The sequence below is a fragment of the Dyadobacter jejuensis genome (genome assembly GCF_003149085.1).
In the GTDB taxonomy this organism is placed as follows: domain Bacteria; phylum Bacteroidota; class Bacteroidia; order Cytophagales; family Spirosomataceae; genus Dyadobacter; species Dyadobacter jejuensis.
The window spans coordinates 473377-498745 of record NZ_QGDT01000001.1 but is presented as its reverse complement, the minus strand read 5'-3'; the positions used below and the strand labels follow the sequence as shown (position 1 = coordinate 498745).

Here is a 25369-nt window from a genome sequence, read left to right as displayed (position 1 = left end):
TTCTGAGGGTTTATATGACGTGTTGTAAACTTTCCGCCTCGAGGATCGCCTCTTGTACGGCTTTCTTCCATATTACATAACCTTCGGCGCTAATATGCAGGCCGTCGGGTTCAAAAAGTTTTCGAGACGGAACACCTTGATCGTTGAGCATATCGGGATATATGTCGATAAAATGTTGATGAGGGTCTTTGGTTGTTTCTTGACGAATGAGCCGATTAGCCGTCTTGATTCGCCCGATGATTTCCCAACGTTGAAAACTCGGCTTGATACTGATAAAATAACAAGGTATATCGCCAAATTTTTCGCGAAGATGGTAGATCAACTGAGAATAAAACAGATACACTTCCTCAGGGTTGCGCCCATCTCCCAGATCATTATCTCCGGCGTATAACACCAGACGCTGCATACTTTTAACGGGTTCTATGACCCGTTGAAAATACCAGGAGCAAGCCGCCAATGTAGAACCTCCAAAACCCAGATTGATCGGCTTTAATGAGGCCATATCCGTATATAGGCTGCTCCATAGGGTAATACTAGAACTTCCATAAAATACGGTTTCTGGCAAATAATCGAAGGTTTCCTGTAGGCCTTCGATTCGCTTTACTTCTTCTTCATACCATACCATTCTACTACGAATTTAATTGAATACGCTGTCCGCCTAAATTACACAGTAATCCATTAAATACTTGTATAATAACCCATTAAATACAAATAAATTCGACAGTAAATAAGCATCCTTAAACATAAGAATGAAATATTACCAAATGGTAAATTCAGTGTTATCAAATAAAAAAGCAGGTATACGATAAACGAAAGAATCCGGACACTTCAGTAGCATCCGGATTAGGGCGAGGGGGTGGAGCCTCCTCCATTCTACTTTACTGCATATCCCAGAATATGGGCGTTTGAACCTTATCGCCACCCATGGCCGAGGCTGCTGCATTCATATTTGCGCCATTGAGGGTCGCCTCATTAACGGGATATACGACACGCAGCGGAATATCGGCACGGGTCAGCCCTGCTGGGATATTAAACAACTCAAAATCGAGAAGCCTCCACGTAGTCCATCCCTCCAAACCGTTATTATAGAGGGCCAACCATTTTTGGATGCCAATTTTTTGCTTCCAATTTCCTGAGGCTGTGGCATAGGCTACTTCTGGCTGGCTCAAATAAGCCAAAGCGTCCTCTGTAGTTCCTCCCCATTCCAAGATAGAGGCCGTAACACCCTGTTCATAATACTGAGCGGCCGTGCCGCCTACGTCCATACCTCTGGCGGCAGCCTCGGCCATCAAGAAAAGCACCTCCGAATAGCAGAAGCTGATTCCAGGGCTGTTGGCAGTATACATGAATTTGCCTGGCGAAGAAAAGGAGGAGAATGCATTGCCAGAACCATAAATTCCCCCTTTAAAGACCCCAGCCCCCAAGTTCTCTTGAAAGTAATAGGGCCGACGGGGATCGTTGAGGGCATTCATTTTATCGACAATCGTATTGGCCGCAATATAATCGCTCCTACCACTTAGGACCAAGTCTTCATAAGCGGGATAGGTGTAAGGGGCATTACTGGTATATTCTACCGAAAGGTTTTCGGCAACCGAGCTAAACACCCCAGCCCGCACGGCCTCTTCGGCCATGGCCTTGGCCTTAGCAGGATCAGTATCAGCCAGCCGCATGGCCATTCGAAGTTTTAAGGAATGGGCAGTTTTCCACCACATATTCATATTTCCCTGATGTACCAAATCGCTATTGGCATCGAAACCGGCGGCATCGACGTCCATGTCCACAATGGCCTGGTCGAGCTGGGCGATGAGTTCGTAGTAAACTGTCTTCGCATCGTCGTACTTTGGATTGGGATTGCCAAAATCCAAGGCTTCACTGTAGGGAATATTCCCAAACAAATCGACCAAATTGGCAAAAATCTGCACCTGAGTAATATGAATAATGGCCAGCTTGTTCTTTTTCACGGGAGCCGTCAGTGCATTGGCAGCTTCGGATCCGATAATTCTTTCAGCCTCACTCAGGTCCTTTAGGGCGTCTCTATAGCAGCGTTCAAACCAATTATCAGGAATTTTCCGCTGTATCTGTTGGTACTGGCTTTCCTCGGGATAGGTGGTCTGGGCCCAATACTGGGCATAAAGCCTAAAGACATTGGTATTGACGTCGGCATTATTCAAAATATGATGATACCTTTCGGTAGCATTATTGAACAAAGACTCACCCGTTACGGTAGCCGGATTCTTTTGATCGGTATTGATTGCCTCGAAATTATCGGTACACGCCCATACCACCGCTAGAGTCAGTATATATAGTAACTTTTTCATGATTGACATCGGTTGAAAATGTTGGGACTAAAAATCGAGCTGCAATTTGAAACCTAAGTTCTTAACGGTAGGGTAAGAACCCGACAAATACCCCTGGGCGTTGCCTGCACCTAAACCGGATTCAGGATCGGCAAAGGGAACATTCTTATGGATGATCCATAAATTTCGCCCGACCACCGAGAAAGTAACGTTCTGAATGGCTTTTCCAAGGACCTTTTGAGGGATCCGATACGAAAGTGCAGCCTCCCGTAGTTTTACGTAACTAGCATCGTAGACGGTGAGGGCCGACGGATTTCTCGATGCATTGCCCCAATAATAATAACCACTGTAGTCATTGGCTCGAGCACGTATGGTATTGGGGGTGCCATCGGCTTGCACACCTGGGTTAATTAACCCGCCCCCATCGGCCACCGGAGCACGTACCTCCTTTCCTAAGTCGTTGAGCGCAGCCGTGTAATCGGGAAGTCCTGTTCCTTGACCATAATGCATATCCAGAGAATACACATCTCCGCCTTTAGAAACATCCACCAAAAAACTCAGATTTACTCCCTTGTAGGTAAAACTATTGGTGATCCCGCCCATCCAGTTGGGTTGGGCGACCCCTATCACTTGATCGGCCGTGGCCTGATAGTACCCTGCAGGGGTCACTACTTTTTCTCCATCCAGATAGGTGAAGCCCGATCCACGGATCGTACCGTACTTCTCCCCTTTGGTGGCATTGAGGGTGATTCCTCCTTGGTATGTATTGAGGACAATATTGGACACCCCTTCGTACAGATCCCCTACTTTATTAACATTTTTGGACCAGTTCACCACCGCTTTCCACTCGAAGTCATCCGTCTTTAAGGGGGTCGCCATCACCGATAGCTCAAGGCCCTTATTGGTAAGGTTTCCGGCATTGACATAACGGTACTGAAAGCCCGTAGCGAAGGACTGGGTCACCCGCAGAATCTGATTGATGGTATTGACGTGATAGACCGAAAGGTCCAAGCCAAGCCTACCCGCAAGGGTGTTGAGTTCCAGCCCTATCTCCCAACTCTTGGTCCTTTCGGGTTTTAGATCCGGGTTATTTTTGGTAGAGGGTACGGAGGTCAGGATAGAAGACCCAAAGTTATCGATACGGCTGTATACATCCCCTACGCTTAGGGCCGGTGCATCATTGCCCACTTCGGCATAACCGACCCGAAACTTCCCGAATCGTAACCACTCCGCGTCAATATGATTGGAGAAAATATAAGATCCCGAAAAGGAATAATAGTTATAGGTATTATTGGCCTTGGGCAAGGCTGAGGACACATCTACCCGATCGGAAACATCTAAAAAGTAGGTATCCTGGTACCCCAACGAAGCACTGATATAATAACCATTTACCTGTTTCTCTTCGAGGGTTTCTTTGGGCAACGGTGCATTATTTACTGAATTGCTTATGGCATAAAGCCCGGGAATAGCGAGCCCACCTGAGGTAGACTGAATGATGGTTTCACGACTTTCCTTCCGTATGTTCACCCCAACAATCCCACTCAAATTCAGCTCATTACCAAGATCCTTGTTAAAATTACCGATCAAGTCGTAATTTTGCTCCGTAAAATCGATATCGGTCCGTTGGTATCCTGAGCGCTCCTCGTTATTTTGGAGGCCAAATTCTGTCGAAATAGAACCCACGGCCCGTCTTTCTTCCCGCAGCTCCTTATAGGTATCCAAGGAAGAGCGAGCCAGCAGCCCAAACCAATCGGTAAGTTGATACTCTACCTTGACGTTTCCATATAGTCGACCCCGATCGTCGGAATTATAATTCTGCCAGCGCGTCCAGTAAGGGTTATCCCAATAGATAGGCCCCGTATTACCATCGATGGGGTTATCCATGTTCCAGGTTACGTTCCGTCCGGTTAGGTCATAAAAGTACTTTTGTCTCTTAATATCAACATTCGTTTGCCACCACTGCCTGAAATTGGTCATTAAGTTGTCGGAATAACCGGTAGAATACCGACCTATAGTACCCTGATTGGCATAATTAGCCGAGATAGAGGACTTTAGTTTACTGCTGAAATTATAGGTCCCATTAAAATTCAGGTTATGTCGTTTTTGAGAACTGTTGGGTAATATACCCTTGTCATCAAAATACGTATAAGCTAAGCGAAAAGTACCGTTCTCATTGCCTCCGTTAAGGCCCACACTGTGGTTCCAGGTGACTTGTTGTTCAAAAAACTTGGAAGGGTCATTTTGTGCCGCCACCCAAGGCATGGGTTTTAGGTAATGCTCCGACTCGGGAACGAAAGACTCCCATTGGTAGACCATCAAGTTAGGATCGAAAGCGGCACCGTAGGAGCCGTCTTCACGGGTGGGGTTTACCAAATCGGGAACTCCATCTCCATTGATATCGGCATCTTCGAAGTAAGGATTGGTAGGACCATACCATGGTGAGTAGCCGGCTCCATACTTTTTCTGATACCTAATAAATGTGGACTTGTCGATTTGGCCGAAGTTGACGCCACTAGAAACGCTAAGCCCCAAACCTTTGCGCTTAGATCCTCTTTTGGTAGTGATCAGAACCACCCCATTGGACCCTCTAGAACCATAAAGGGCCGTTGCAGCGGCCGACTTCAGAATGGAAATACTGGCGATATCCTCCGCATTGATATCGGAGGCTGCATTACCATAATCGTAGCCCCTTCGCCCGTTGGTTTGGTTGGTACTGTTGCCCTGATAGTTCGAGATGGGCACCCCATCTACCACAAATAAAGGCTGGTTATTGCCCGCCAGGGAATTGTTCCCACGTATCAATACGTTGGTTGATCCCCCAAAGGTATTGTTTTGGCGGATCTGTATTCCGGCCACCTTGCCAGAGAGGGAATTAACAAAATTCTGTTGCTTCACTGCAGAAACCTGATCTCCCTGGATTTCCTGAACCGCAAAACCTAGGGATTTCCGTTCTCTGGTTATACCCAAGGCGGTCACTACTACTTCCTCTAGTTCATTTATTTCGTATTGAAGTAGCACGTTTATAACCGATTGATTGCCCACCGTAACCTCTCTCTTATAGAAGCCAATAAAACTAAATACCAAAATAGATTCCTTTTCAGCTTTTAGCTCATAGTTACCGCTTGCGTCCGTACTGGTACCGCGGTTGGTACCCTTTATTGCAATATTTACACCCGGTAATACCGAGCCGTCGTCGGTGGTAACCGTACCACTAACGAGCCGTTCCTGAGAAAACACTTGCATACTCGAAAGAAGCAAAATGCCTAAGGAGACAAGTATATGCTTTTTCATCATCCAAATATTTAAATTATGTGATTTTACCAAATTGAAACTTATATAAAATTATCAATTTAATTGCATAATTCAAATATTTAATATTACTATTATATAGTAATAAATAGAATGTATTTTATAAAAAATCTAATGCTATTTTTAAATTTACATAGATAATAAAACCATAAAAGCCCCCTATCCGAACACGAGGGGGCCTTCAACCAGAAAATGGTAACAAGCTGAAATTCAGAAAAAAAAAATGGTTATAAATAGAAACCTAACTGGTATGATTAGAGGTTCCTTAGAATTTACCACCAATTAACCCGCATCTTTAACAAAGGCAATATCGGCCATACGGATGAAGGGAACGTCGATTTTGAACTAGCGTTACGCCAAGCAAGTTATCGTAGCAACATAAAGGTACCGGACTTAAATACTTCCTGACCGATAATATCGACAACCTTCACCTTATATACATAGGCTCCAACGGGGGCCTCTGCACCTTTGATGGTCCCATCCCACCCTTCATTGGAGTCTTCTGAGAAATAGATCACCTGGCCCCATTTATTGAATATGGTCAGACTGAAATCTTTTATTAGGGTTCCATAGGCACGAAACACCTCATTATCTCCATCCCCATCGGGGGTAAAGGCGCTAGGGAGGTACACATTAATATTCCGATTTAAACTCAGCAGGTTCGACTTACTTATAAAATTCCCATTGGCGGAGCTAGCCGTAACCTGAAAATTATATTCCAAATCGGACTGGGTATTAAACTTGGGAAGGTAGTTATTCGCCTGATTGAGAGCAAAATCAGAACTACCCGCCGCACTGCTTTGGTTCAGAGAATAAGTGTCTAGGGCATCTAAAAATGGATTTTCAGTAGTCCATCTTAGCAAGGGTTGATCGAAAGAGAGATGAATGGAACAGAATGGATCGGATTCTGCGGAAGTCTGTCCACAGGCATTGCGGTAGCTCACCTTATAACAATAGGACTGTTCATTGGCTTTTACATCCGGATCGTTATAACTGGTCTCGTTATACAGCGTGGCTAACCTTTTGAATGTGGTACTCCCCGCATCGGCTTTTTCAATAATTATTTCGTAGTTGGACTTCCCACTGGCTCCTGGCACATCCACATCGATGGTGATTAGATCGTCGGCGTCGACGGTAACGGAAGCCTGCTCTATACTTCCAGGAGTATTCACCACGGTTTTAACGCTAATAGGTGCCGAAATAGAGCTAATATTTGTAGTTTTAGTAACGATTTGGTACTCAAAATTATCGCCACATTCCACATTTTCGTCAGTAAAAGTCGTTTCCTTGATATCTGTAAATGTCTGAATAGAGATGCCATCCCGAAACAATTCATAGCTTTCAAAAGACTGGCCGGAGGGGTATTCGTTCCAGGTCAAGATATTAGTTTCATTGGCAGTGCTTCCATTCAACACCATAGAGGTAATCACATCACTATCCAAAACGCCACCGCACAAATCCCTGGACCCTAATTTAACTTGGTAGATTTGAGCAGGATTCAAGCCATTTATTCGGGCAATCTGCGTACCGCCCCCTGAGCGGGTAGCGGCGGTAGTATAAGTAGCACCCCCATCGGAACTGTACTTTAGATCAGTATAGACTCCGGTAAGCCCCATATAATCAATTTCGACACTCCCTCCCCCTTTCATCTCGATACTATGAATGGTGATATCCTGTAATTGGGCCTGTTGGAATACCACCGGAAGCACACTTGCCAAACCCTTATCACAAGATTTCCCTGCATTATAATGCCCTATTATTCGGATGCTAGGCTTTACCGATGTGTCTTTATAAGTATATTCGAGCGTCAGGTCGTCACCCTTATTCCAGGTCAAACTTTGCCCGTCGCCCCAGTCCACTTCTACCCAGTCATAGGCCTGTAATATCACATTATCGATTAGGGTCAAAACTACCTTAGACCCTCCGCAAGAGGTATAGGTGGCCCAAATACCTCTATTTTCAGCGACCGTAACCGTTTTGCAGGCGTAATACTGTCCAGTTGCAGTAACCACCTTTTGGAGTAGGGTATATACTCCCGCCGAGGTATAGGTAAAGGAGCTGAGCCCATCTATAAAGGCCACATTGGTAGTAGACACTCCATTATATCCCACCACATACCCATCGGCAAAGCTATTGGCTACCTCATTGGTGATCGTCACCGTCAATGGGGCGCAGCCTTCCGTTTTATCCAAAGAGAACCCTCCCCCTCCTCGGTCGCATAAGCCTTGAGACATGGCATATGGAAGGAAAGAGGCTCTAACTCCTATAAGAAGACAGAAAGTAAAAAGTAATCTTAAATACATAGGCGTGTATATTCTAGTAATCTTAAAAAAAAATCCAATATTTCTAGATCGACTAAAAAGCTATCATTACTGAATATCAGACAAATTTAGCCAAATTATCATTACCAGAAAGGGAATACTTCATTAACGGATTTAGGGAGTTCCGTATTTCCTTAAGGTTGAAAAAGCTGATTAAATGAAAAAATTCGACGCAATAACCGTCATTATTATTCCCTCCCGCAAGCCCTTTACTCTGAGCCAACAAACTCCCATGCACTGTGATACGCATCCTGTTGCTCGGCATAAGTGATCAGATTGGCATAAAAAGCCGCTTGTCCTAAGGTCGCACTGTCGCCGATCATGACCAATTTTTTTCGGGCACGGGTCATGGCCACATTCATCCGGCGAATATCGGACAAGAAGCCTATGCTCCCTTCTGAGTTGCTGCGCGTCAGACTGATCAGAATCACATCCCTCTCCTGCCCCTGAAAGCTATCAATGGTATTGACATTAATAAAACGGCGGTAGGGTTCTAGGGCAGGATGTCTGTCCACCAGTTCCTTCAGCAGATGCACCTGCTGCTTATAGGGCGAAATGACCCCTATCGTAGGGAACGAAGCATCTAGGTCGATCTGTTGGACTTCTAACTCGGATATCAGCAGCGACAGCTGACGCACCAAAAACGCTCCCTCTTCGGGATTGGTAGAGCTGGTACCTTCCAGTTTCTCCTCGAACCCACAGCCAGCGGTATCAATAAAAGCCAAGGCTGTTGCATCGGCATATAAGGTGCGATGGGCGACTGTGGGATGGGCTAATAATTTGTTTTGATAGAAAACACCTGAGGAATAACCCATAATATGAGTATGCATACGATATTGCTCTTCTAACATGGTCACGGCATCTGGGCTACTTTCTACCAGTTTCTCTAGGAGCGTCATTTCCAATCCAGCCTTTGCGGCCAGCTCCGACTTAATGGTGGGCGGGAGCTGAAAATGATCGCCGGCCAACACGAGTTTCTTCCCCTTTAAGATCGGAATCCAGCATGCTGGCTCCAGAGCCTGGCCCGCCTCATCGATCACCACGGTGTCGTAGGTCAAGTGCCGAACGGTATAATGGTTGGCCCCCACCAGAGTAGCCGTGACCACCTCTGCCTTCGCCACCAGATCGTCGAGAATGTACTGCTCCGTCCTGCCTACCTCCTTCATGATTTTGTGGGCCTCGTCGAAGAGGGCCTTACGTTGTTCCCTTTCCGATTTACCAAAATGGCGTTTGTATTTATGCGCCATATTCTTAAACTCGTTGGCTTGTTTCTTCAGGGTTTTTATATCCTTATATCGTGCATGCTGCGACATTTGATGGTCCAAGGTCAGGCTACCAAGCGCCTCCGAAACCTTGGCCGGATTACCAACTCTAAGCACCTGAAGCCCTTGGCCGCTGAGTTTCTCGCTGAGCAAATCAACGGCAGTATTACTAGGGGCCACCACCAATACCCGCTGATGCGACGACTTCACCAACGCTTTGATAGCCTGAATGAGGGTGGTTGTCTTTCCGGTACCGGGAGGACCATGTACAATGGCTAGTTCGTTGGCCGATACAATCTGCTGGGCAGCCTTGGTTTGGGAGGCATTCAGTCCAAGAAAATCAAAAAATGGTATATTGGGCAGAAAAGTGGCACTTTTCTGCCCGGTCAACACCTTAAGATAGGTTGATATTTCAGAATCTTCTAAGGCTCCCTCGGCGCGCTTAAGGGCGGCCTTCATTTCGTCATAGCTGTTGTCGTCAAACAAGAGTTCAACCCCCAATTTACCATCTCGGGCCCAGTCGGGCAGCTCATCGGTTTTTAGGGATAACTTTAGCCTGTTACCGCTCTGGTGGGCAATGGTCCCCTCTATTTTATCCTTGGCAGGGTCATGGTTAGAGAATAACACAGCGGGCACGCCAAAGCGCAATTGATGAGGAAGGTCTTGGTGCGTGGTGCGCTCTAGCTCTACCGTGAGGTAGTCGCCCCGGCCTAGCTCAGATCCTCTAATAGCTATGGGATACCAGGCCAGCCCTTCCGCTCTTCTGGAGGCCACACTACTATGTAGGGCTAGTTTTTCATAATTACGTCGATCCTCATCTCGTTCCAGTTGGAGCAGTTCCTGCAACTTTTTAAAATAATCCATATGCAAAGTTAAACGGATATTTTATTCTACGGTGAGGCAAGGCACTCCCAATAAAGGTGGGAATCTTATGCTAACATCTCCAGATGTTGGCTAAAATGACGTTTGAGAGCTTCCCAATCCCGTTGTGCAATCATTGTTTTATTAAAAAGCTGGCTGGCCAAGCCATAGCCATCGGCCCCGGCACGTTTAAATTCACGGATATTCTCTAGGTTTACCCCTCCTGTAGGCAGCAGCTTAATCTGCTGCAATGGTCCTTTCAGATCCGAAATAAAGGAAGGGCCCAAGGCAGTGGCAGGAAAAACTTTTACCATGGGAGCTCCCAGGTCCCAGGCCTTATAGATTTCGGTAGGGGTAAATGCCCCCGGGAATACTGGGATATTCTTTTTGACACACTTTTTAATGACCTTGGGGGCAATAATGGGGGTTACAATAAACTGGGCACCAGCGGCCAAAGCCACCTTAAGGTCCGCCTCAGTACATACGGTACCAGCACCTATATTGAGGCCTTCCGACTCATGATCCACTGCATAGGCGATTAGTTCCGCTGCCTGTGGAGTATTCATCGTAATTTCGATGGTGGTAAGCCCTACCTCCCTGTATAAGGGCAAAATAATCTTTAGTTCCTCTAATGTCAGGTTACGGACAATCCCTACAATGGGCGCTTTATCAAATAGGTCCCAGGAGAATAAATTCGGATTCATGGCAATACATTAAAATTGTAAGCAAAATAAAAGAGAGGTACGGCATTTTTGCTGATGGCACCTGGTCCCTACCAAAACGGATATTCCTAAAGATACGTTTCTTTATGTTTTCTACTGATGGGATCAGAAAAATTTGTGAGGCCCCTGTAAAAGCAAAAAAGCCTGACATTGCTCCACCTTACCACAGGTTTAAAACAACGTCAGGCCTCATATATACGATCCGGGACCTACGAGATACCTTTAAAGGCTTCTTCCAGTATGAATGGCTGGTTTCGTAAACGTTTGCCAGTGGCCTTATAGAACGCATTGGCTACCGCAGCACCTGTAGGAGGCAAGGCGGGTTCTCCGAGTCCGGTGGGGGCGATCCCATTATCTACAAAATGCACATCTACCTCAGGGATTTCATTCATCCTGATGATGCGGAACCCATCGAAATTATTTTGTTGGGGGGCTCCATCTTTAAAAGTCAGGTTGCCATACATGGCATGGCCGGTCCCATCGACCACCCCACCCCTTACTTGCTGCAAGGAACCTCCTTTATTGACCACTATGCCACAGTCTACAGCAGCAATTACATTCTTTAAGACTGGCGCCCCACTGACGGCTACTACTTCTCCCACCTGCGCTACATAGGAGCGGTGCGAAAAATAAACACTAAAGCCTTGGTGTACACCTTTCTTCTTACCCCACTGACTTTTCTCCGCAGCAAGTCGGATTACGGCCAGCATACGGTCTATATCGTACTTCACCTCACCATAAGGCTTAGCCTTGGCATTTTCTAGTAACTCTATTCGGAATTGAACGGGGTCCTTCCCAGCAGCCTCGGCCACCTCATCCAGAAATGCCTGTTCGGCATAGGCTAGGAAGTTGGTGATAGGAGCACGCCAAGGCCCGGTGGTAATAGGGGATGGATGATCGACCGAGTCAATGAGCAGGTTTGGAACCGCGCCAGAAGGGAAATTATCCTCTCGAGTAGGATTACCGGCGTTCATACCGACACCGCGCAGTTTATAACCAACCATATCCCCGGCCCGATTCAACGCCGCTTCAAATCGGTATCGTACCGCCGGGCGGTAGGTACCACCCGTCATATCGTCCTCGCGGGTCCAGATTACCTTTACAGGGGCTTTCACCAATTTAGAGACAAATACCGCCTCTCTGACGTAATCGGCTGCTAGCCTTCTTCCAAAACCTCCACCTTGGCGAGTCATCTCCACGGTAATTTTATCGGCGGGTATTCCCGTAATCTTCGACGCTTCCCCTCTTGCCCGGTCGGGAGTTTGGGTGGGGCCAATCAGCTCAACGCCGTCGGCCCGTACATGGGCGAAGAAGTTCATAGGCTCCAATGGGCTATGTGCTAGAAAGGGACATTGATACTCGGCCGTAATAATCTTATCGGCCTCTTCGAATGCCGCCTGAATATCTCCTTCCTTGCGGTGTACCTTAGGCTGACCATTTACCAGTAAATCCTTAAATATTCGGTCATGATCGGCACTGCTTTCTAAGTCGGCCCCCTTCTCATACTCGATATTCAGCACTTCACGTGCCTTTTTTACTTCCCAGGTAGACTTCCCCACCACGGCCACACTATTCTCGAAAGTTACTACATCGACGATACCGGGCATTTTCTTAGCTGCCACAGCGTCTACCGACTTAAGTTTTAGCCCAAAGGCCTTTGGGCGTTGGATCTGGGCGATGAGCATTCCATCCCTATGAAAGTCGATGCCAAACATCGGCTTACCGGTAGCGATATTATGATTATCGACGTTGGCGACTTCGGTCCCTATGAGTTTAAAATCCTTAGGGTCCTTTAGCGTTACCTCCTTAGGAGCCTCCAGCTTGGAAGCCGCTATAGCCAGGTCGCCATAGGGGAGCGACCGCCCTGATGCTTTGTGAAAAACTTTGCCAGTATCGGTGGTACACTCCGAAGCGGGCACTTTCCATTGCTTGGCGGCGGCGCCTATGAGTAAGTAACGGGCAGTAGCTCCAGCCTTCCGGAGACGGTCCCAAGAATGGGGTACAGCACCACTCCCACCAGTAACCTGGCGTTCGAACTTGCTGTTATCCAAAGCCCCTTGTACGGTCTTCACCTTGCTCCAGTCGGCATCCAGCTCTTCGGCTACTACCAGCGGAAAGGCTGTTTTAATACCTTGCCCTATTTCAGGATTTGGGGATACGATCGTAATACTATTATCGGTACCAATGGAAAGGTAGCTATTGAAATCGGCCAGGCCATTGGCTATATTCTCGCCCGATACCACCACCGGTGAGGCTTCTGCATGGTTCCAGTTAAATCCTAAAAACAAGCCCCCGCCTGTCAAGGCAGCAGCTTTCATAAATTCTCTTCTTGAACTTGTAGTCATTTGCTGCATGATTAGTGGGTTTTGGAGGCTGCTACTTGAATGGCTTCTCGGATACGGTGATAGGTACCGCATCTACATATATTTCCACTCATAGTATCGACAATTTCCTGCTCGGTAGGTTTGGGATTATCTTTTAGAAACGCCGCTGCAGTCATGATCTGCCCGGCTTGGCAATAGCCGCATTGGGCCACATCTACCTCACACCAGGCTTCCTGAAGGGGATGGTCTCCTTTTTCGGAAAGCCCTTCTATGGTTGTCACCTCGGCATTTCCAACGGCCGATACTGGCAGCACACAGGAACGAACAGCCGTTCCGTCTAGGTGCACGGTACAAGCTCCACACTGTGCCATACCACAGCCAAACTTAGTACCCAATAACCCAATACTGTCGCGAAGAACCCACAACAAGGGAGTGTCGTCGGCTACCTCAACCGGATAGCTCTTTTTGTTAACAGTTAGATTGTATTTCGCCATTTTCGAGAATTTTTGCTTGAATTCGTTAAGCATTTAGGAGTGAAAGCCTAGAAATTCATCCTAGGCCATATAGTATTTTAAAAAGATTGATCTTATTCAACACAAGATACGGAATTACTACCTTGAATTCAAAGCACTTACCATACAAAGTGGGTATTCACTAGGAATACACCAAAAATAGTCCTCTCTTACTCTACCTTGACAAAACGGATGGCATGTCCGCCTCCGGCAGCCAGGTGAATGGAAAGAGAGTCCTGACTCGTCACTGACCCGGCGGCCACCTGTAGGTGGTTAGGATGCTTTCCTACATCGGAGGCATCAGCATATATTTCGGCGCGGTAAGTTCCAGCGTCTAGGAAACTCAACGAAATTGTAAATTCCCTTGGTTGGTCGTTGGTAATGCTTCCTAAGTACCATTCCCCTCCATGCTTCCTCACCAAGGTAAGGTATTCTCCTGCCAAGGCATTAAGTACCTTGGTATCGTCCCAGGTGGTGGGCACTTGTTTTAGAAAGTTGAAACCCGGCTGCCCTTCATAAGCCTTTGGATAGTCGCTCACGATCTGAAGGTAGCTCTCCATTACCACATACATCGCCAATTGATGTGCCCGAGTCCCCAGCATGAGTGGTTGAATATATTGGGTCACGAACGAGTCGGCCGGGACGGCGCGAAAGCCCCCCAAGTGATAGTCGGTAGGGCCCGCCAGCATACGGGTAAAGGGTATGTTGATATCGTCGAAAGGAACCAAGCCATGCGGCTCCCACTTATTGACCTCATAATTGCGTGTGCCCTCTCGGGTAAACTCATTGGGATAGGTGCGGCTTAACCCGGTGGGTTTATAGGCCCCGTGAAACTGAATATGCAAGTGGTGTTTCGCAGCTTTTTCAAGCATTTCCGTCTGAATATTGACCATTTCCTGGTCGTCACGATCCATAAAATCGATCATCATCCCCTGGATCCCCCATTTTTCATAAAGTGCAAATGCACTATCGATCTGCGGATAGAGGGCGGCCCAGTGCACCCAAACTCGTATGCCCACTCCTTTTTGTTTTCCATAGTCACAAATTCGCTGCATGTCGAGTCCGGCAACGGGCGTAGTGACGTCGGCATTGGGCCCAGGCATGTACCTTACCCCGTCGTCTACATACCACTGCCGCACCCCGTATTCCACCACTGAATGGTATTCTATTCCATTGCGTGCACAGAAGTCTATGTAATACTGGGCCGTTTCAAAATTATTTCCTGGCGCATTGAGTGTCAATGGAACGATGTTCCCATTCCACCATGGAAAGGTAGTTTTGCCGGGCTTGATCCAACTGAGGTCCTCAAGCCTATTGGGCTCATTCAAGCTGGTGATAATGGTACTCTCTAAGAGCGCCCCCAACCTATCGCTCAGGAGCATTACCCGCCATGGACTTTTATGAGGAAGCATGGCCTTCACCTTCACCCCGCCTTGCCCAGGAAGTGGAGAGAGCATGCTCACGAATTCCCCAGCCTGTTTGGACAAATACATACCGGCATAGTCCAGCAGGGCGGCTTCGGTAATCCCCAAAAAAGCCTCCCCATCAAAGTCGAAAAGGGCAGGCATATCGAATAATGAATCGGCTGGAATAGCACTCAGAGGAGCCACGGTATACACTCCCTCATGTGAACTGGTATAGCTAGGAAGGCCCAAGGCCATTACTCGGGGGTTGCCGGCCAATTTGAAATGGGTCTTTTCGTCCAGAAGCACCATATCGTTGCGCTGGGCTTGTACTGGAAACTCATAACGGAAGGCTAGCCCATCATCAAATACCCGTACGCGGATCTGAAGATTACGAAATGGTGAAAGTGTCTCCATTATTGGAAGTAGTAGTTCTTGATAGGAATCATGAACAGACTTTTTCTTGCCGACCACCAGCTCATAGGTCTCTTTCCCTTCCCTAAAGGATGGCTTACCCAGCTTAAGCCCCTGGGAGAACCGCCCCTCATCGAACTCCAAGTTCAACGCCGATGCTTCTACAATGGGTCGGTCATGGAGCCAAACAGAATAAAAAATCTGATTTTTAACCAGCTGAATACCTATCTTGATGGTACCATTGGGCGAATGCAGCTCCACCTTTTCATTCTTGGCCAGTGCCGGACTGATCCAATTTGGAGCAGGAAGGAGCCCTATTCCGACCAGAAACACTGTGATGATAATGATATGACGCATAAGATTGAATCCTAAATTTTGACCCAAATTAGCCTAAAAATCTCAGATGAATAACCCTTACGGTAACATATCCTACCCCCCTTCTAAAAAAAACAACCCGGTAGAAAGCGCTACCGGGTGTACTGTATTAACTGATCAACATGAATCAGTCCTTTATAAATTTCAAATATTGGGCCTCGTCTTTTTTATACAGTTTCAAAATATATAACCCCCTATCAACCCTATGAATTTGGGCGTTAATCGAGGCTTCAATAGCTCCGATAAGCCCGGAGCCTTTCAACAATACTTGCCCAGTACTGTTGAGAAGATCGTATGAATAAACTGTATCCTGCGTTTTCGCGACGGCGCTAATGGTCAGCTCCGATTGTACGGGATTAGGATACAGGGTAAAAGTGCTTCCAGTATTTGCCCTATTAACCCCTTTCATACGATATACGGTACGGGTACCGTCTAGGTCCACCTGAACAAGGCGATAGTACGATAGTCCCGCAAATGGCTTTGTATCTATATATTGGTACTGTTTGGCTACCGACTGATCGCCAGAAGCATCAACACGGCCAATCTCTGAAAACTGAATAGCATCTACAGATTTTTCTATGCTAAAATGATCGTTATTGGTCTCTGAGGCCGTTTCCCAATTGATAACCACTTGTTTGGTTTGATTGTCTACCTGAAAAGCAACGAGCTCAACAGGAAGTGCCTCGGAAAAGTCCAACCCAACTATTACCGCATCATGATCGGACGAACGGAAGGCATCGCTGCTGTAGGTCGACGACCAAGGATTAGCCTGGTCAGAGCCCCCGCTATCGATACCATCTTTGTAGGATAAATAGGTGGGTTCTACGGAGTTGATATTCCATTTGGCGACACCACTAACTAAGGAGTTCAATTCTGAACTTACTACGGCATGGTCTAGAGAGCCCATCTGCCCACCAAACTGATAAGAATAGTCCGTTGAATTGGCCAAGACCATCATATTCGAATTCCTAAGCCTATCCAGAGGGTCTTCTTGGTAGTAGGCATTATAATCGCCCATAGAGATCACATAATCATTACCTGATGTCGCTTTAACCGTATTGATAAAGTTGATCAGTTCGGCGGACTGTTGTGTCCTTGTACTATTATAGCAGCCCTGTCCATCGTTTTGATCCGCATCAAGGCCAGAGGCAGACCCACAACCTTTCGATTTAAAATGATTGATAATATAATTGAAGGCTACCGTTGAGGAAGTTCTAGCCGCAGAGCTAACGATTTGGAAATTCTGTGCGAGTGGAGGACGGTTAAAAACCGGGTTGTTACTACTCAAGGCCGCACCCATCGGACTAACCTTGGCTGGCTTGTATATGATGGCGCAACGTATGGCATCCGACCCTGCGAAAGGCTCAGTAATATATGCATAGGTATTGGCCCCTAACAGGCTATTGAGCCCCGAAACGATATCGGCCAAGGCAGAGTTCGCGTCGTTGCCGTCATTTTCAATTTCCAATAATCCTACCACGTCGGCATCTATCGCTCCAATGGCAGTGATTATTTTAGCTCTCTGACGGTTGAACTCCACCTCCGTTATGGCCCCTCTGGAGGTAGGAAATCCACCACCAAGGCCATCACCGTTAAAATAATTGAGCACATTAAAACTTGCCACTTTTACCGTAGCAGCCCCTACTGCGGGGACCGTGGTGGGTCTTGGGGCATAGGTAAAGCTCGTAGTACTCGCCAAAGGATGGCCATCAGGTAGTTTTTGTATGCGGTAAGCGGAATAGCCATAGCCCAAAATACCCGTTAAGTCCTGGACAGTACTCCCTATCCGGAGGGTATTGTCACTGTTAACGTAAGGCAAGACAACGGGAGCCACCGACCGGCCATCATCGAGGATCAGGGTACGAAGGGCATTTTCTTCCAACAAATTATTAATGGCGGTCACATTGGATTTTCCACTGAAAGTGGTCCCGTTGGGATCAACATCATTGGGATCGATCAACTGGGTCGGTTGGTATACGATACCTCCTTGCGACAATTTTATACTTCCATAGCTCCCCAGATCATAATTGTCGGTAACGGTAAGCGTTCCAGAATACTGTACCAACATGCCCTCGAACCGCTCAAGATAAGTAGCCGAAGTGGCTGGCAAGCTTATCGCTACCGGCGCTGGTAAGGCATTCCCCCCAGATGTTACAGAAACTGAAGTAGGGGTAATAATCGCCTGACCGTACGAAGGAGCCGTTCCATCTTCTTTAACATCGCCGGCAACAAGCACTAGGTCTCCCACCAAAACGGTTGGATTATCCTGAACCACGTATATAGCTTCCGAAGTCAACGGATCTCCATCTATCTCCCCGTCTTCTTCTTGCACATAAAAACCTGCGGGACTCCAATTGGGAAAAACTGCCGTTACGATTCCTGATATGGTATACGTGCCGCTACTCGCCGATTCGCCAGTACCTTGTATGGAGCTAATGAGGGTCGGTACGCCAGGGTCGTTCACGACCGTAAAGTTCCACAACGTAGCATCCGACTCTCCCACAAAAAGATTTCCCGCCGCGTCGGCAAAGGCCCCTGCATCGATGGTAACATGGTAGGCCTCCCCATAGGCGAGGCTCACGCCCGATATGGTAACCTGGTTTCCAACAACTACCACCGCTGCATCGGCCACATCGATTACCTGATCCGTCGAAGCCGACTCCAGGGTAATGGTAATATTCCCGGTTCCTTTTACCACGTTTTCTGAAAAGGTGGCTACCAAGCTGGAACCCAAAGATACATTAGAAGCATTATCGGCTGGGTTGCGGGTGCTAATCACAGGGGCCGTTACGTCAGGTCCGGTCGCAGCACCGTTAATGGCGATCTCGTCTACGGCGATGCGGTCGCGCCCACCCGATAGTCCCTCCGATGACTCCCAATATACCCAACGAACCTGAACCTCTGGCTGATCATTGGCCGCCGCAGGCAATATTTCGGTAAAGAGGCTCGAGGCATCACCAGCCGTTTTTCCCGCTGAGGAATAGGTAGAAGTGGTTCCAACATCGATAAAATTGCCCGATTGGCCTATGCGATATTGTAAAGCAATGCTATTATCTCGATTGGTCGATGAACTTGTAATGACCCGGCAGAGCCATTTTACCGTAACATCCTGCTTTCCGGTAGTATTTATGGATACCACAACGGCTCCAGCAGCATTGGAACCAGACGCCAGAAGCCCAATACCGTCGGCCCCATTGGTTCCTGCATTGAGCCAGCCCCCTGCAGACGATGTGGTGCTGTAAGGCAAGTCACCGTTGCCTTCGGACGTTGTACGACTGGTTGGAATTGTGGAGGAAGAAGTACCAAACCGATGTATGGCCATTCCTGCAGGAGCCACCTCTGCCGTTTGACCGGTAAAGGTATAGGGCAGCAACTGGGCGGTAGGTTGGGTTTGGGCGTATCCCGAAATAGAAAGAGATAAACCCACTACAAAAAGAAGAACCCTTCTGATTGGAACTCGAAGTAAATGATGTACCATATATTTTTTTGCTATGAAATGATATAGCAAATATATAGGATAACAACAGTATAAACTCTACAGCAACAATATCAAATTATTAATAATATTTTCAAATTAATTTAATATTATCTTTTTATAACTAAAAATAGTTTTAATATAATATAAGATCACAACTTCATAAATAAGGTTTTTAAAACGAATCCACGCCAAAATATGCTACTAACTAACGTATATAGTTGTTTGTAGAGGCAGTAGGTTGTAAGCAATAAGCAATAAGCAGTAGGCTGTAGGCTGTAGGCTTTAAGCGGTAAGCGGGCGGCGGACTACATTTAACCATTAACATTTAACTTTTAACAGCCGTAGGCGTTAGGCTTGCGCCACCTTTAACCGGGCGGCGGACCGCATTTAACCATTAACATTTAACCTTTAACAATTAACCTTTAACTAATCCATTAAGTCTATTCGAGATAATAAGTTGTAATCAAATTTGTATATATTGGTAACAATATTGAAATTATTACAAAATTTCTATTTTTATTGACAACCTATTAAATTTAAAGACCATGAAGGAAATTTTACCTAAAATATTGGTTGTCTGCTTTTTGGGATTATCCCAGATAGCCTTTAGCCAATCTGTTGCAACCGAAATAAGCGGCACAGTGACAATCGCTAAAGACAACACCCCGTTACCGGGGGTAAGCATCTCCATTCAAGGGAGTACGCAAGGCACTCTCACCGATCAAAATGGCCGTTATCACCTTGCGATTCCAAACCCGAATACCGTGCTGGTATTTAGCTCTATTGGCTTCGCAACCCGCCAAGAAAGGGTAGGAAATCGCAAAATTCTCGATATTACCCTCGAAGAAGACACCAAATCCCTAGAGGAAGTGGTGGTAACCGCCTTGGGAATTAGTCGAGAGAAGAAGGCCCTTGGCTATGCATCGCAAACGGTGAATAGTGAGGAGCTCATTCAGAACAAACAAACCAATATCGTCAACGCCTTACAAGGCAAGGTAGCGGGAGTCACGATAACCAGTACGGGTGGCGCCCCAGGACAGGGAGCGCAAATTTTGATACGAGGTATCAACTCCATAGATGTCAACCGCGACAATCAACCTTTATTCGTCATCGATGGTATTCTGATGGATAACAGCACCTCTACAGTGGGGCAAAGCGCCGAACTCAGGGGGATGTCTAACCGAGCGGCCGACATCAATCCTGAAGATGTAGAGACAATCAATATTTTAAAAGGAGGAGCCGCTACGGCGCTATACGGTTTAAGAGGGGCCAATGGCGTGGTGGTGATCACCACCAAATCGGGGAAATCGGGGGCGTTGCGTGCCCACTTCTCCAGCACCTATGGTACCGAAGCCGTCAACCACTTCCCGGAAGTACAAGATAAATATACCATCGGGTATGCAGGAGTATACAATCCTCAAGATTTCTTCCCTTCGTGGGGACCTACCGTCGAAGAGGCACGAAAAATAGACCCTACCCACCCCGAAAAGCTTTATAATCACTTTAAGGACGCCTATAAAAAGGGACAACAATTTCAAAATAACCTATCATTTTCTGGTGGCACCGACAAGGTTACCTTTATGAGTTCTTTTTCTCAGCTCCACCACGAGGGGGTCATTCCGTTTACCGACTATGACAAATACTCGATACGACTCAATACCCAGGTGAAGTTCAGCGATAAGTTTACGACCAGTACCAACCTCAACTTTATCAATTCGGGAGGAGATCGGTACAATGCCGACCGTTTCAGTGAAAGCCTCAGCTATTGGTCGCCACGCTACGATGTGCGGGACTATGTGAAGGCCGATGGCACCATGAACACCTACGGTAACAACAACCCGATTTACGGAGCCTCTACCAACAAGCTCAAGGACAATGTGAACAGACTCATCGGGGAGATGAACTTCAACTATACCCCTTGGAAATGGCTGAACCTGAACTATCGGGTGGGGCTGGACACCTACGACGACAACCGCCTGCGTACCGCTCCGGGGCCAAGAGGCTTTGCCGACGAAAGGGTGTATGAAGACAACGACCTTGGATTTGTATACCAATACACCACCAGTTTCAGATCGCTCACCTCTACGCTCACCGCCAGCGCTACTAGCAATTTAGGGAAGGACCTAAAAGGCACACTACGGGTAGGCCATGACCTCTACGACCGTCAGTCGCGCAGCTTTGGCTCCGAAGGCAATGAACTCACCGTCTATAATTATTTCGATCTCCGCAACGCCAAGACCATTACCCCCACCCAAAGTGCCGAAGACTATAGACTCATGGGTATTTTTGGGGAGCTCACATTAGACTATAAAAACTACCTATATCTTACCCTTACAGGCCGTAACGACATTACGTCGTCGCTTAGGAAGCCTAATAATTCTTTCTTCTATCCCTCGGCCAGCATAGGATACGTCTTTTCGCAACACCTATCGCTGCCCCCTTCCATCAGTCTGGGGAAGCTGAGGGCTTCCTATGCCAAAATCGGTAAAGATGCCTTGCCCTACTCTACCACTACTGGGTTCGCTTCTTATACCAATCTCCCGGGTGGAATCACCGGATTTACCCGGGGAAGCCTGCTGGGAGACCCCAATCTACGTCCCGAGTTCACAGAAACCTATGAGGCGGGCCTCGAATTGGGCTTCTTTGGCAACCGACTAGGGCTGGACCTTACCCTCTATCAATCCTTGAGTAAGGATCAGATCATCAATGTGGCCGTGTCCTCATCGACCGGATACGAAAAGGCGGCGATTAACTCGGGAACGATGCGGAACCGAGGGGTGGAGCTTATCCTAAAGGGATCGCCCGTACGATCGGCCCACTTTAGCTGGAATGCCAGCCTAAACTTCGCTGCCAACCGCAACAAGGTACTGAGTATCCGGGAAGGACTCACCGAAATCACCTATGCTTCGCAATATGGCTACTCTGGGTCGACGGTAACCATGCGACTAATTCCTGGCGAATCCTATGGCAATATGTATGGCACCAGCCATCAACGCTACTATGCCAGCGGTACGGTAGAAGACCCCCGCCATATCGACCAGTCCTTACCGATGGTAATAGGGGCCAATGGCTTTCCGGTGCGTAACAGCAACCAGAAACTGATAGGAAACTCCCTACCCAAATGGACGGCAGGATTTAATAATGCGTTTCAATACAAGGATTTCAGTCTGTCGGTACTATTCGATGCACGGGTAGGCCAGGATCGATACAACCAGCTGAGCAATTTCTTTTCGGCCTTTGGCATAGCCAAATACACGGAGAACCGTAACGAAACGAAGGTTTTCGAAGGAGTATTGGCCGATGGAACGCCCAATACCAAAGCGGTATTTTTGGGGCAGGGGAAAGGCCCCGATGGTGCGGAGTATGGTAATGGCTACTACCGAAATGTCCATAGAGGGATATCGGAGAACTTTGTAGAAGACGCCTCCTGGGTACGTCTGCGCTCCCTACGGCTGGCCTATAGCCTTCCCAAAACACTTTTGGATAAAGGAATCCTAAAAACGGTAGAATTGAGTGTCACAGGCAACAACCTTTGGCTTGGCACCAAATACTCAGGATATGACCCTGAAACCAGCTCCAATTCTAGTGGGAGCAACGTGGACGGGTTTAGTGGCTTCACCTATCCCGCCGTCAGGAGCTTCCTGTTCTCTTTGAACGTGGGCTTCTAATGTCCAGATCTTTTTTAAAACCTCGAAACACGAAACGATGAAAAATATAACAAGACGTCTGCACTGGTATTTCACCTTGGTCCTTATAGTAGGGCTATCGGGTTGTGAGGGTTATTTCGATCTGAACGAAAACCCGAATCTGGTGAGTAACCCACCCCTAAAATCATTGCTCTCGACCACCACCCAAAAAACGGCTCTGAATATGCAGCGCGTGGGAGGAATCACCTCGTATTTTGTACAGTATTTGGCCAGTCCAAGTGCGGGAAGCTCCACGGACACCTATCAGGAAACCGACTATACCAGTACCTGGGACGCCCTCTACTACGCCATGGCCGACTTGACGGACATGAAAAACCTAGCCTCTACCGAAGGAGCCTCCGAATATGTCGGCGTGGCAAATGTGCTACTCTCCTACCATATTAGCCTGGTAGCCGACACCTTCGGCGATGCCCCCTTTAGTGGGGCCTTTACGGGCGACCCCTTGGTGCCTGCCTACGACAGTGAGAATAGCCTGTATCAAACATCACTAACACTGATCGACGAGGGAATAGCTGAGCTATCCAAAACCGATTCTAAAATCGCATTGAGTGGATCCGACGATTTGATTCACCAGGGCGACACCGAGGCTTGGATAAAAACGGCCTATCTTCTTAAAGCTAGGCTCCACAACAAGCTCAGTAAACAAGGCACCTATGCCCCCACTGCCGTTTTGAGCGCAGTGGACAAGTCCTACACCTCCAACGACGACGATGCCCGGATGGGCACATTCCTGCTGCGAAGCCCTTGGGCTCAAGTGGCCCGAGACAACGCCGCTCTAGTCCTTAACGGATGGCTATCTACCCAACTGATTGACCAGCTATTAGGAAAAAACGGCGGAGTTTACGATCCTAGGATCGAAAAGATTACTGATAAAACGGTGAATGGAGAATATAAAGGGACCGTCAACGGACAAGGCAATGTAGGGGGTAACAATACCGTGAAAGACGAATCGTATATCTCGCTCAACTCCCCTTTAACTGGTGATGACTCCCCTCTAATCCTCGCCAGTTTTGCCGAGCTAAAAATGATAGAAGCCGAAGCGGCATTTCGAAACAATAATAAGACCAGGGCTTATGCCGCCTATATACAGGGCATACGTGCCAATATGGAGAAACTCGGCGTTCCCAACGAACAAATGGAGAAGTATTTGACCGATCCGAAGGTAGCCGTTGGAGAGGCGGGGATAAGCTTGGCCCTCATTTTTAAGGAGAAATATGTGGTCACCTATCTCAATCCCGAGGCTTGGAACGATGCCCGGCGTTACAACTATCAATATGCTGGCTTTAAGCTACCACTTAATGCCGCCCTGTCGACATTTATCAGACGAGTAGGATACCCAAGCTCGGAGCGGGCCGAAAACAGCAATAATGTCCCCAATATCATAACGTTGGACTCACCCCTGTGGTGGGACCAATAGCCCCAATATAGCGCAGCGGCCGACCCCGTATGTAGGAGTCGGCCGCTGAGTTTCCAAATAATAGTTCGCCACAGGGCTATTTACCCCCTTTATACGTACAGAGGCTGTTGTCGGCCTTTACGTAATAGCTTTTATAGTTTTTGGCTTTGGGGTCCATGCAGCCTTTTAAGTTTAGTATCTCTACCTTCCTAAACTCTACCGGATGGCTTTCACTTTGCAAGGAAATGGTACCATGGTCGAGTAACTTACCATTCTGGAACAGGGAAGCATCATGCCCACTAACATTTCCGCCCCCTAGCTGGGGTTTTTCATAGGAAAGCACCATTTCACCGTTCGCAAAATGCTGTATGAGCGAATCGCCCAACACCAATACTTCGGCCCGCACCCACTGGTCCCCGTTAAAAGTTTTAGAAGTGGAGTTTACACAATGTTGCGTGACCAGCTTACCATCCATCTCTACATTGGTCCCCGGAGTACATAGGTTACAGGTGGTCCTTACCTTATCGTTCCCCCCTAGCAACTGCACTTCAATAGAGGCCGGAAAATCCTGATCCTTGCCCATGGTAGCCGCCGGTTGGCCGTGCACCATAATACCGCTGTTGCGCCATGCCCAGCCTTCGCCCTGTGGAGCTTGCTCACCTACAAATCGGTACTCCACCGCTATCCGGTAATAGGAGTATTCGTCTTTATAAAAAATATGTCCGTACTTCCTGGCAAAATCGTCGTACTGATCGTAGCGAACGACCATCTTCCCATCCTCTACTCTAAAGGTATTGCCATAATTGTCGTTAAGATCGTTGCCACGGATTTTTATATCCCAACCATCCAGATTTTTACCATTAAACATTTGCTTCCACTCTTCTTTATTGGCCTTCTTTTGCCCAAAAGAAAGGACTGAAACCAGAAGAAATGACAGACTCAATAGAATTTTCATGTCAGATTAAATTAATTTCGAATTTATTGGTAC

General features: G+C 47.4%; 13 protein-coding genes. 2 read left to right on the top strand and 11 right to left on the bottom strand.

The window, feature by feature from the left end; genetic code table 11:
- Positions 1-10: 10 nt before the first annotated feature.
- The 10 genes from CLV98_RS02130 to CLV98_RS02085 form a co-directional block, all read right to left on the bottom strand.
- The gene (locus CLV98_RS02130) at positions 11-625 is read right to left on the bottom strand and encodes a GDSL-type esterase/lipase family protein (RefSeq protein WP_109672378.1); all 615 of its coding nucleotides are present in this window, start codon (positions 623-625) and stop codon (positions 11-13) included.
- A gap of 253 nt (positions 626-878) precedes the next feature.
- Positions 879-2318 (bottom strand): SusD/RagB family nutrient-binding outer membrane lipoprotein, encoded by a 1440-nt coding sequence (locus CLV98_RS02125; RefSeq protein ID WP_158281188.1) that lies wholly within the window; start codon positions 2316-2318, stop codon positions 879-881.
- A 27-nt stretch (positions 2319-2345) separates the two neighbouring features.
- Positions 2346-5591 carry a SusC/RagA family TonB-linked outer membrane protein gene (locus CLV98_RS02120; RefSeq protein WP_229203164.1) on the bottom strand — a complete coding sequence of 1082 codons (3246 nt, stop codon included), beginning with the start codon at positions 5589-5591 and terminating at the stop codon, positions 2346-2348.
- Positions 5592-5971: 380 nt separating this feature from the next.
- Positions 5972-7909 carry a T9SS type B sorting domain-containing protein gene (locus tag CLV98_RS02115; RefSeq protein ID WP_109672375.1) on the bottom strand — a complete coding sequence of 646 codons (1938 nt, stop codon included), beginning with the start codon at positions 7907-7909 and terminating at the stop codon, positions 5972-5974.
- A 227-nt stretch (positions 7910-8136) separates the two neighbouring features.
- Entirely contained in the window at positions 8137-10053 is a 1917-nt protein-coding gene (locus CLV98_RS02110) for an AAA domain-containing protein (protein WP_109672373.1), read from the bottom strand.
- A 65-nt stretch (positions 10054-10118) separates the two neighbouring features.
- Positions 10119-10754 (bottom strand): bifunctional 4-hydroxy-2-oxoglutarate aldolase/2-dehydro-3-deoxy-phosphogluconate aldolase, encoded by a 636-nt coding sequence (locus tag CLV98_RS02105; RefSeq protein WP_109672372.1) that lies wholly within the window; start codon positions 10752-10754, stop codon positions 10119-10121.
- 227 nt (positions 10755-10981) lie between these two features.
- Positions 10982-13126, bottom strand: a complete 2145-nt coding sequence (locus CLV98_RS02100; protein ID WP_109672370.1) for a xanthine dehydrogenase family protein molybdopterin-binding subunit — start codon at positions 13124-13126, stop codon at positions 10982-10984.
- A gap of 2 nt (positions 13127-13128) precedes the next feature.
- Positions 13129-13590, bottom strand: a complete 462-nt coding sequence (locus tag CLV98_RS02095; RefSeq protein WP_109673032.1) for a (2Fe-2S)-binding protein — start codon at positions 13588-13590, stop codon at positions 13129-13131.
- 188 nt (positions 13591-13778) lie between these two features.
- On the bottom strand, positions 13779-15782 hold the full coding sequence (locus CLV98_RS02090; protein ID WP_109672369.1) for a glycoside hydrolase family 97 protein: 2004 nt from the start codon (positions 15780-15782) through the stop codon (positions 13779-13781).
- Between the two features lie 145 nt (positions 15783-15927).
- Entirely contained in the window at positions 15928-19278 is a 3351-nt protein-coding gene (locus tag CLV98_RS02085) for an ExeM/NucH family extracellular endonuclease (protein WP_109672367.1), read from the bottom strand.
- 545 nt (positions 19279-19823) lie between these two features.
- On the opposite strand from CLV98_RS02085, the gene CLV98_RS02080 reads away from it, so the two are divergent.
- On the top strand, positions 19824-22946 hold the full coding sequence (locus tag CLV98_RS02080; RefSeq protein ID WP_109672366.1) for a SusC/RagA family TonB-linked outer membrane protein: 3123 nt from the start codon (positions 19824-19826) through the stop codon (positions 22944-22946).
- Positions 22947-22983: 37 nt separating this feature from the next.
- Positions 22984-24402, top strand: a complete 1419-nt coding sequence (locus tag CLV98_RS02075; protein ID WP_109672364.1) for a SusD/RagB family nutrient-binding outer membrane lipoprotein — start codon at positions 22984-22986, stop codon at positions 24400-24402.
- A 76-nt stretch (positions 24403-24478) separates the two neighbouring features.
- Here the strand turns inward: CLV98_RS02075 and CLV98_RS02070 are convergent, their stop codons facing one another.
- Positions 24479-25336 (bottom strand): 3-keto-disaccharide hydrolase, encoded by an 858-nt coding sequence (locus CLV98_RS02070; protein WP_109672362.1) that lies wholly within the window; start codon positions 25334-25336, stop codon positions 24479-24481.
- Positions 25337-25369 lie beyond the last annotated feature (33 nt).

What these genes read in the sequence shown, in the direction of transcription:
- CLV98_RS02130 (WP_109672378.1), bottom strand. Translation starts at nt 625, where the DNA reads ATGGTATGGTATGAAGAAGAAGTAAAGCGAATCGAAGGCCTACAGGAA.
- CLV98_RS02125 (WP_158281188.1), bottom strand. Translation starts at nt 2,318, where the DNA reads ATGAAAAAGTTACTATATATACTGACTCTAGCGGTGGTATGGGCGTGT.
- CLV98_RS02120 (WP_229203164.1), bottom strand. Translation starts at nt 5,591, where the DNA reads ATGATGAAAAAGCATATACTTGTCTCCTTAGGCATTTTGCTTCTTTCG.
- CLV98_RS02115 (WP_109672375.1), bottom strand. Translation starts at nt 7,909, where the DNA reads ATGTATTTAAGATTACTTTTTACTTTCTGTCTTCTTATAGGAGTTAGA.
- CLV98_RS02110 (WP_109672373.1), bottom strand. Translation starts at nt 10,053, where the DNA reads ATGGATTATTTTAAAAAGTTGCAGGAACTGCTCCAACTGGAACGAGAT.
- CLV98_RS02105 (WP_109672372.1), bottom strand. Translation starts at nt 10,754, where the DNA reads ATGAATCCGAATTTATTCTCCTGGGACCTATTTGATAAAGCGCCCATT.
- CLV98_RS02100 (WP_109672370.1), bottom strand. Translation starts at nt 13,126, where the DNA reads ATGCAGCAAATGACTACAAGTTCAAGAAGAGAATTTATGAAAGCTGCT.
- CLV98_RS02095 (WP_109673032.1), bottom strand. Translation starts at nt 13,590, where the DNA reads ATGGCGAAATACAATCTAACTGTTAACAAAAAGAGCTATCCGGTTGAG.
- CLV98_RS02090 (WP_109672369.1), bottom strand. Translation starts at nt 15,782, where the DNA reads ATGCGTCATATCATTATCATCACAGTGTTTCTGGTCGGAATAGGGCTC.
- CLV98_RS02085 (WP_109672367.1), bottom strand. Translation starts at nt 19,278, where the DNA reads ATGGTACATCATTTACTTCGAGTTCCAATCAGAAGGGTTCTTCTTTTT.
- CLV98_RS02080 (WP_109672366.1), top strand. Translation starts at nt 19,824, where the DNA reads ATGAAGGAAATTTTACCTAAAATATTGGTTGTCTGCTTTTTGGGATTA.
- CLV98_RS02075 (WP_109672364.1), top strand. Translation starts at nt 22,984, where the DNA reads ATGAAAAATATAACAAGACGTCTGCACTGGTATTTCACCTTGGTCCTT.
- CLV98_RS02070 (WP_109672362.1), bottom strand. Translation starts at nt 25,336, where the DNA reads ATGAAAATTCTATTGAGTCTGTCATTTCTTCTGGTTTCAGTCCTTTCT.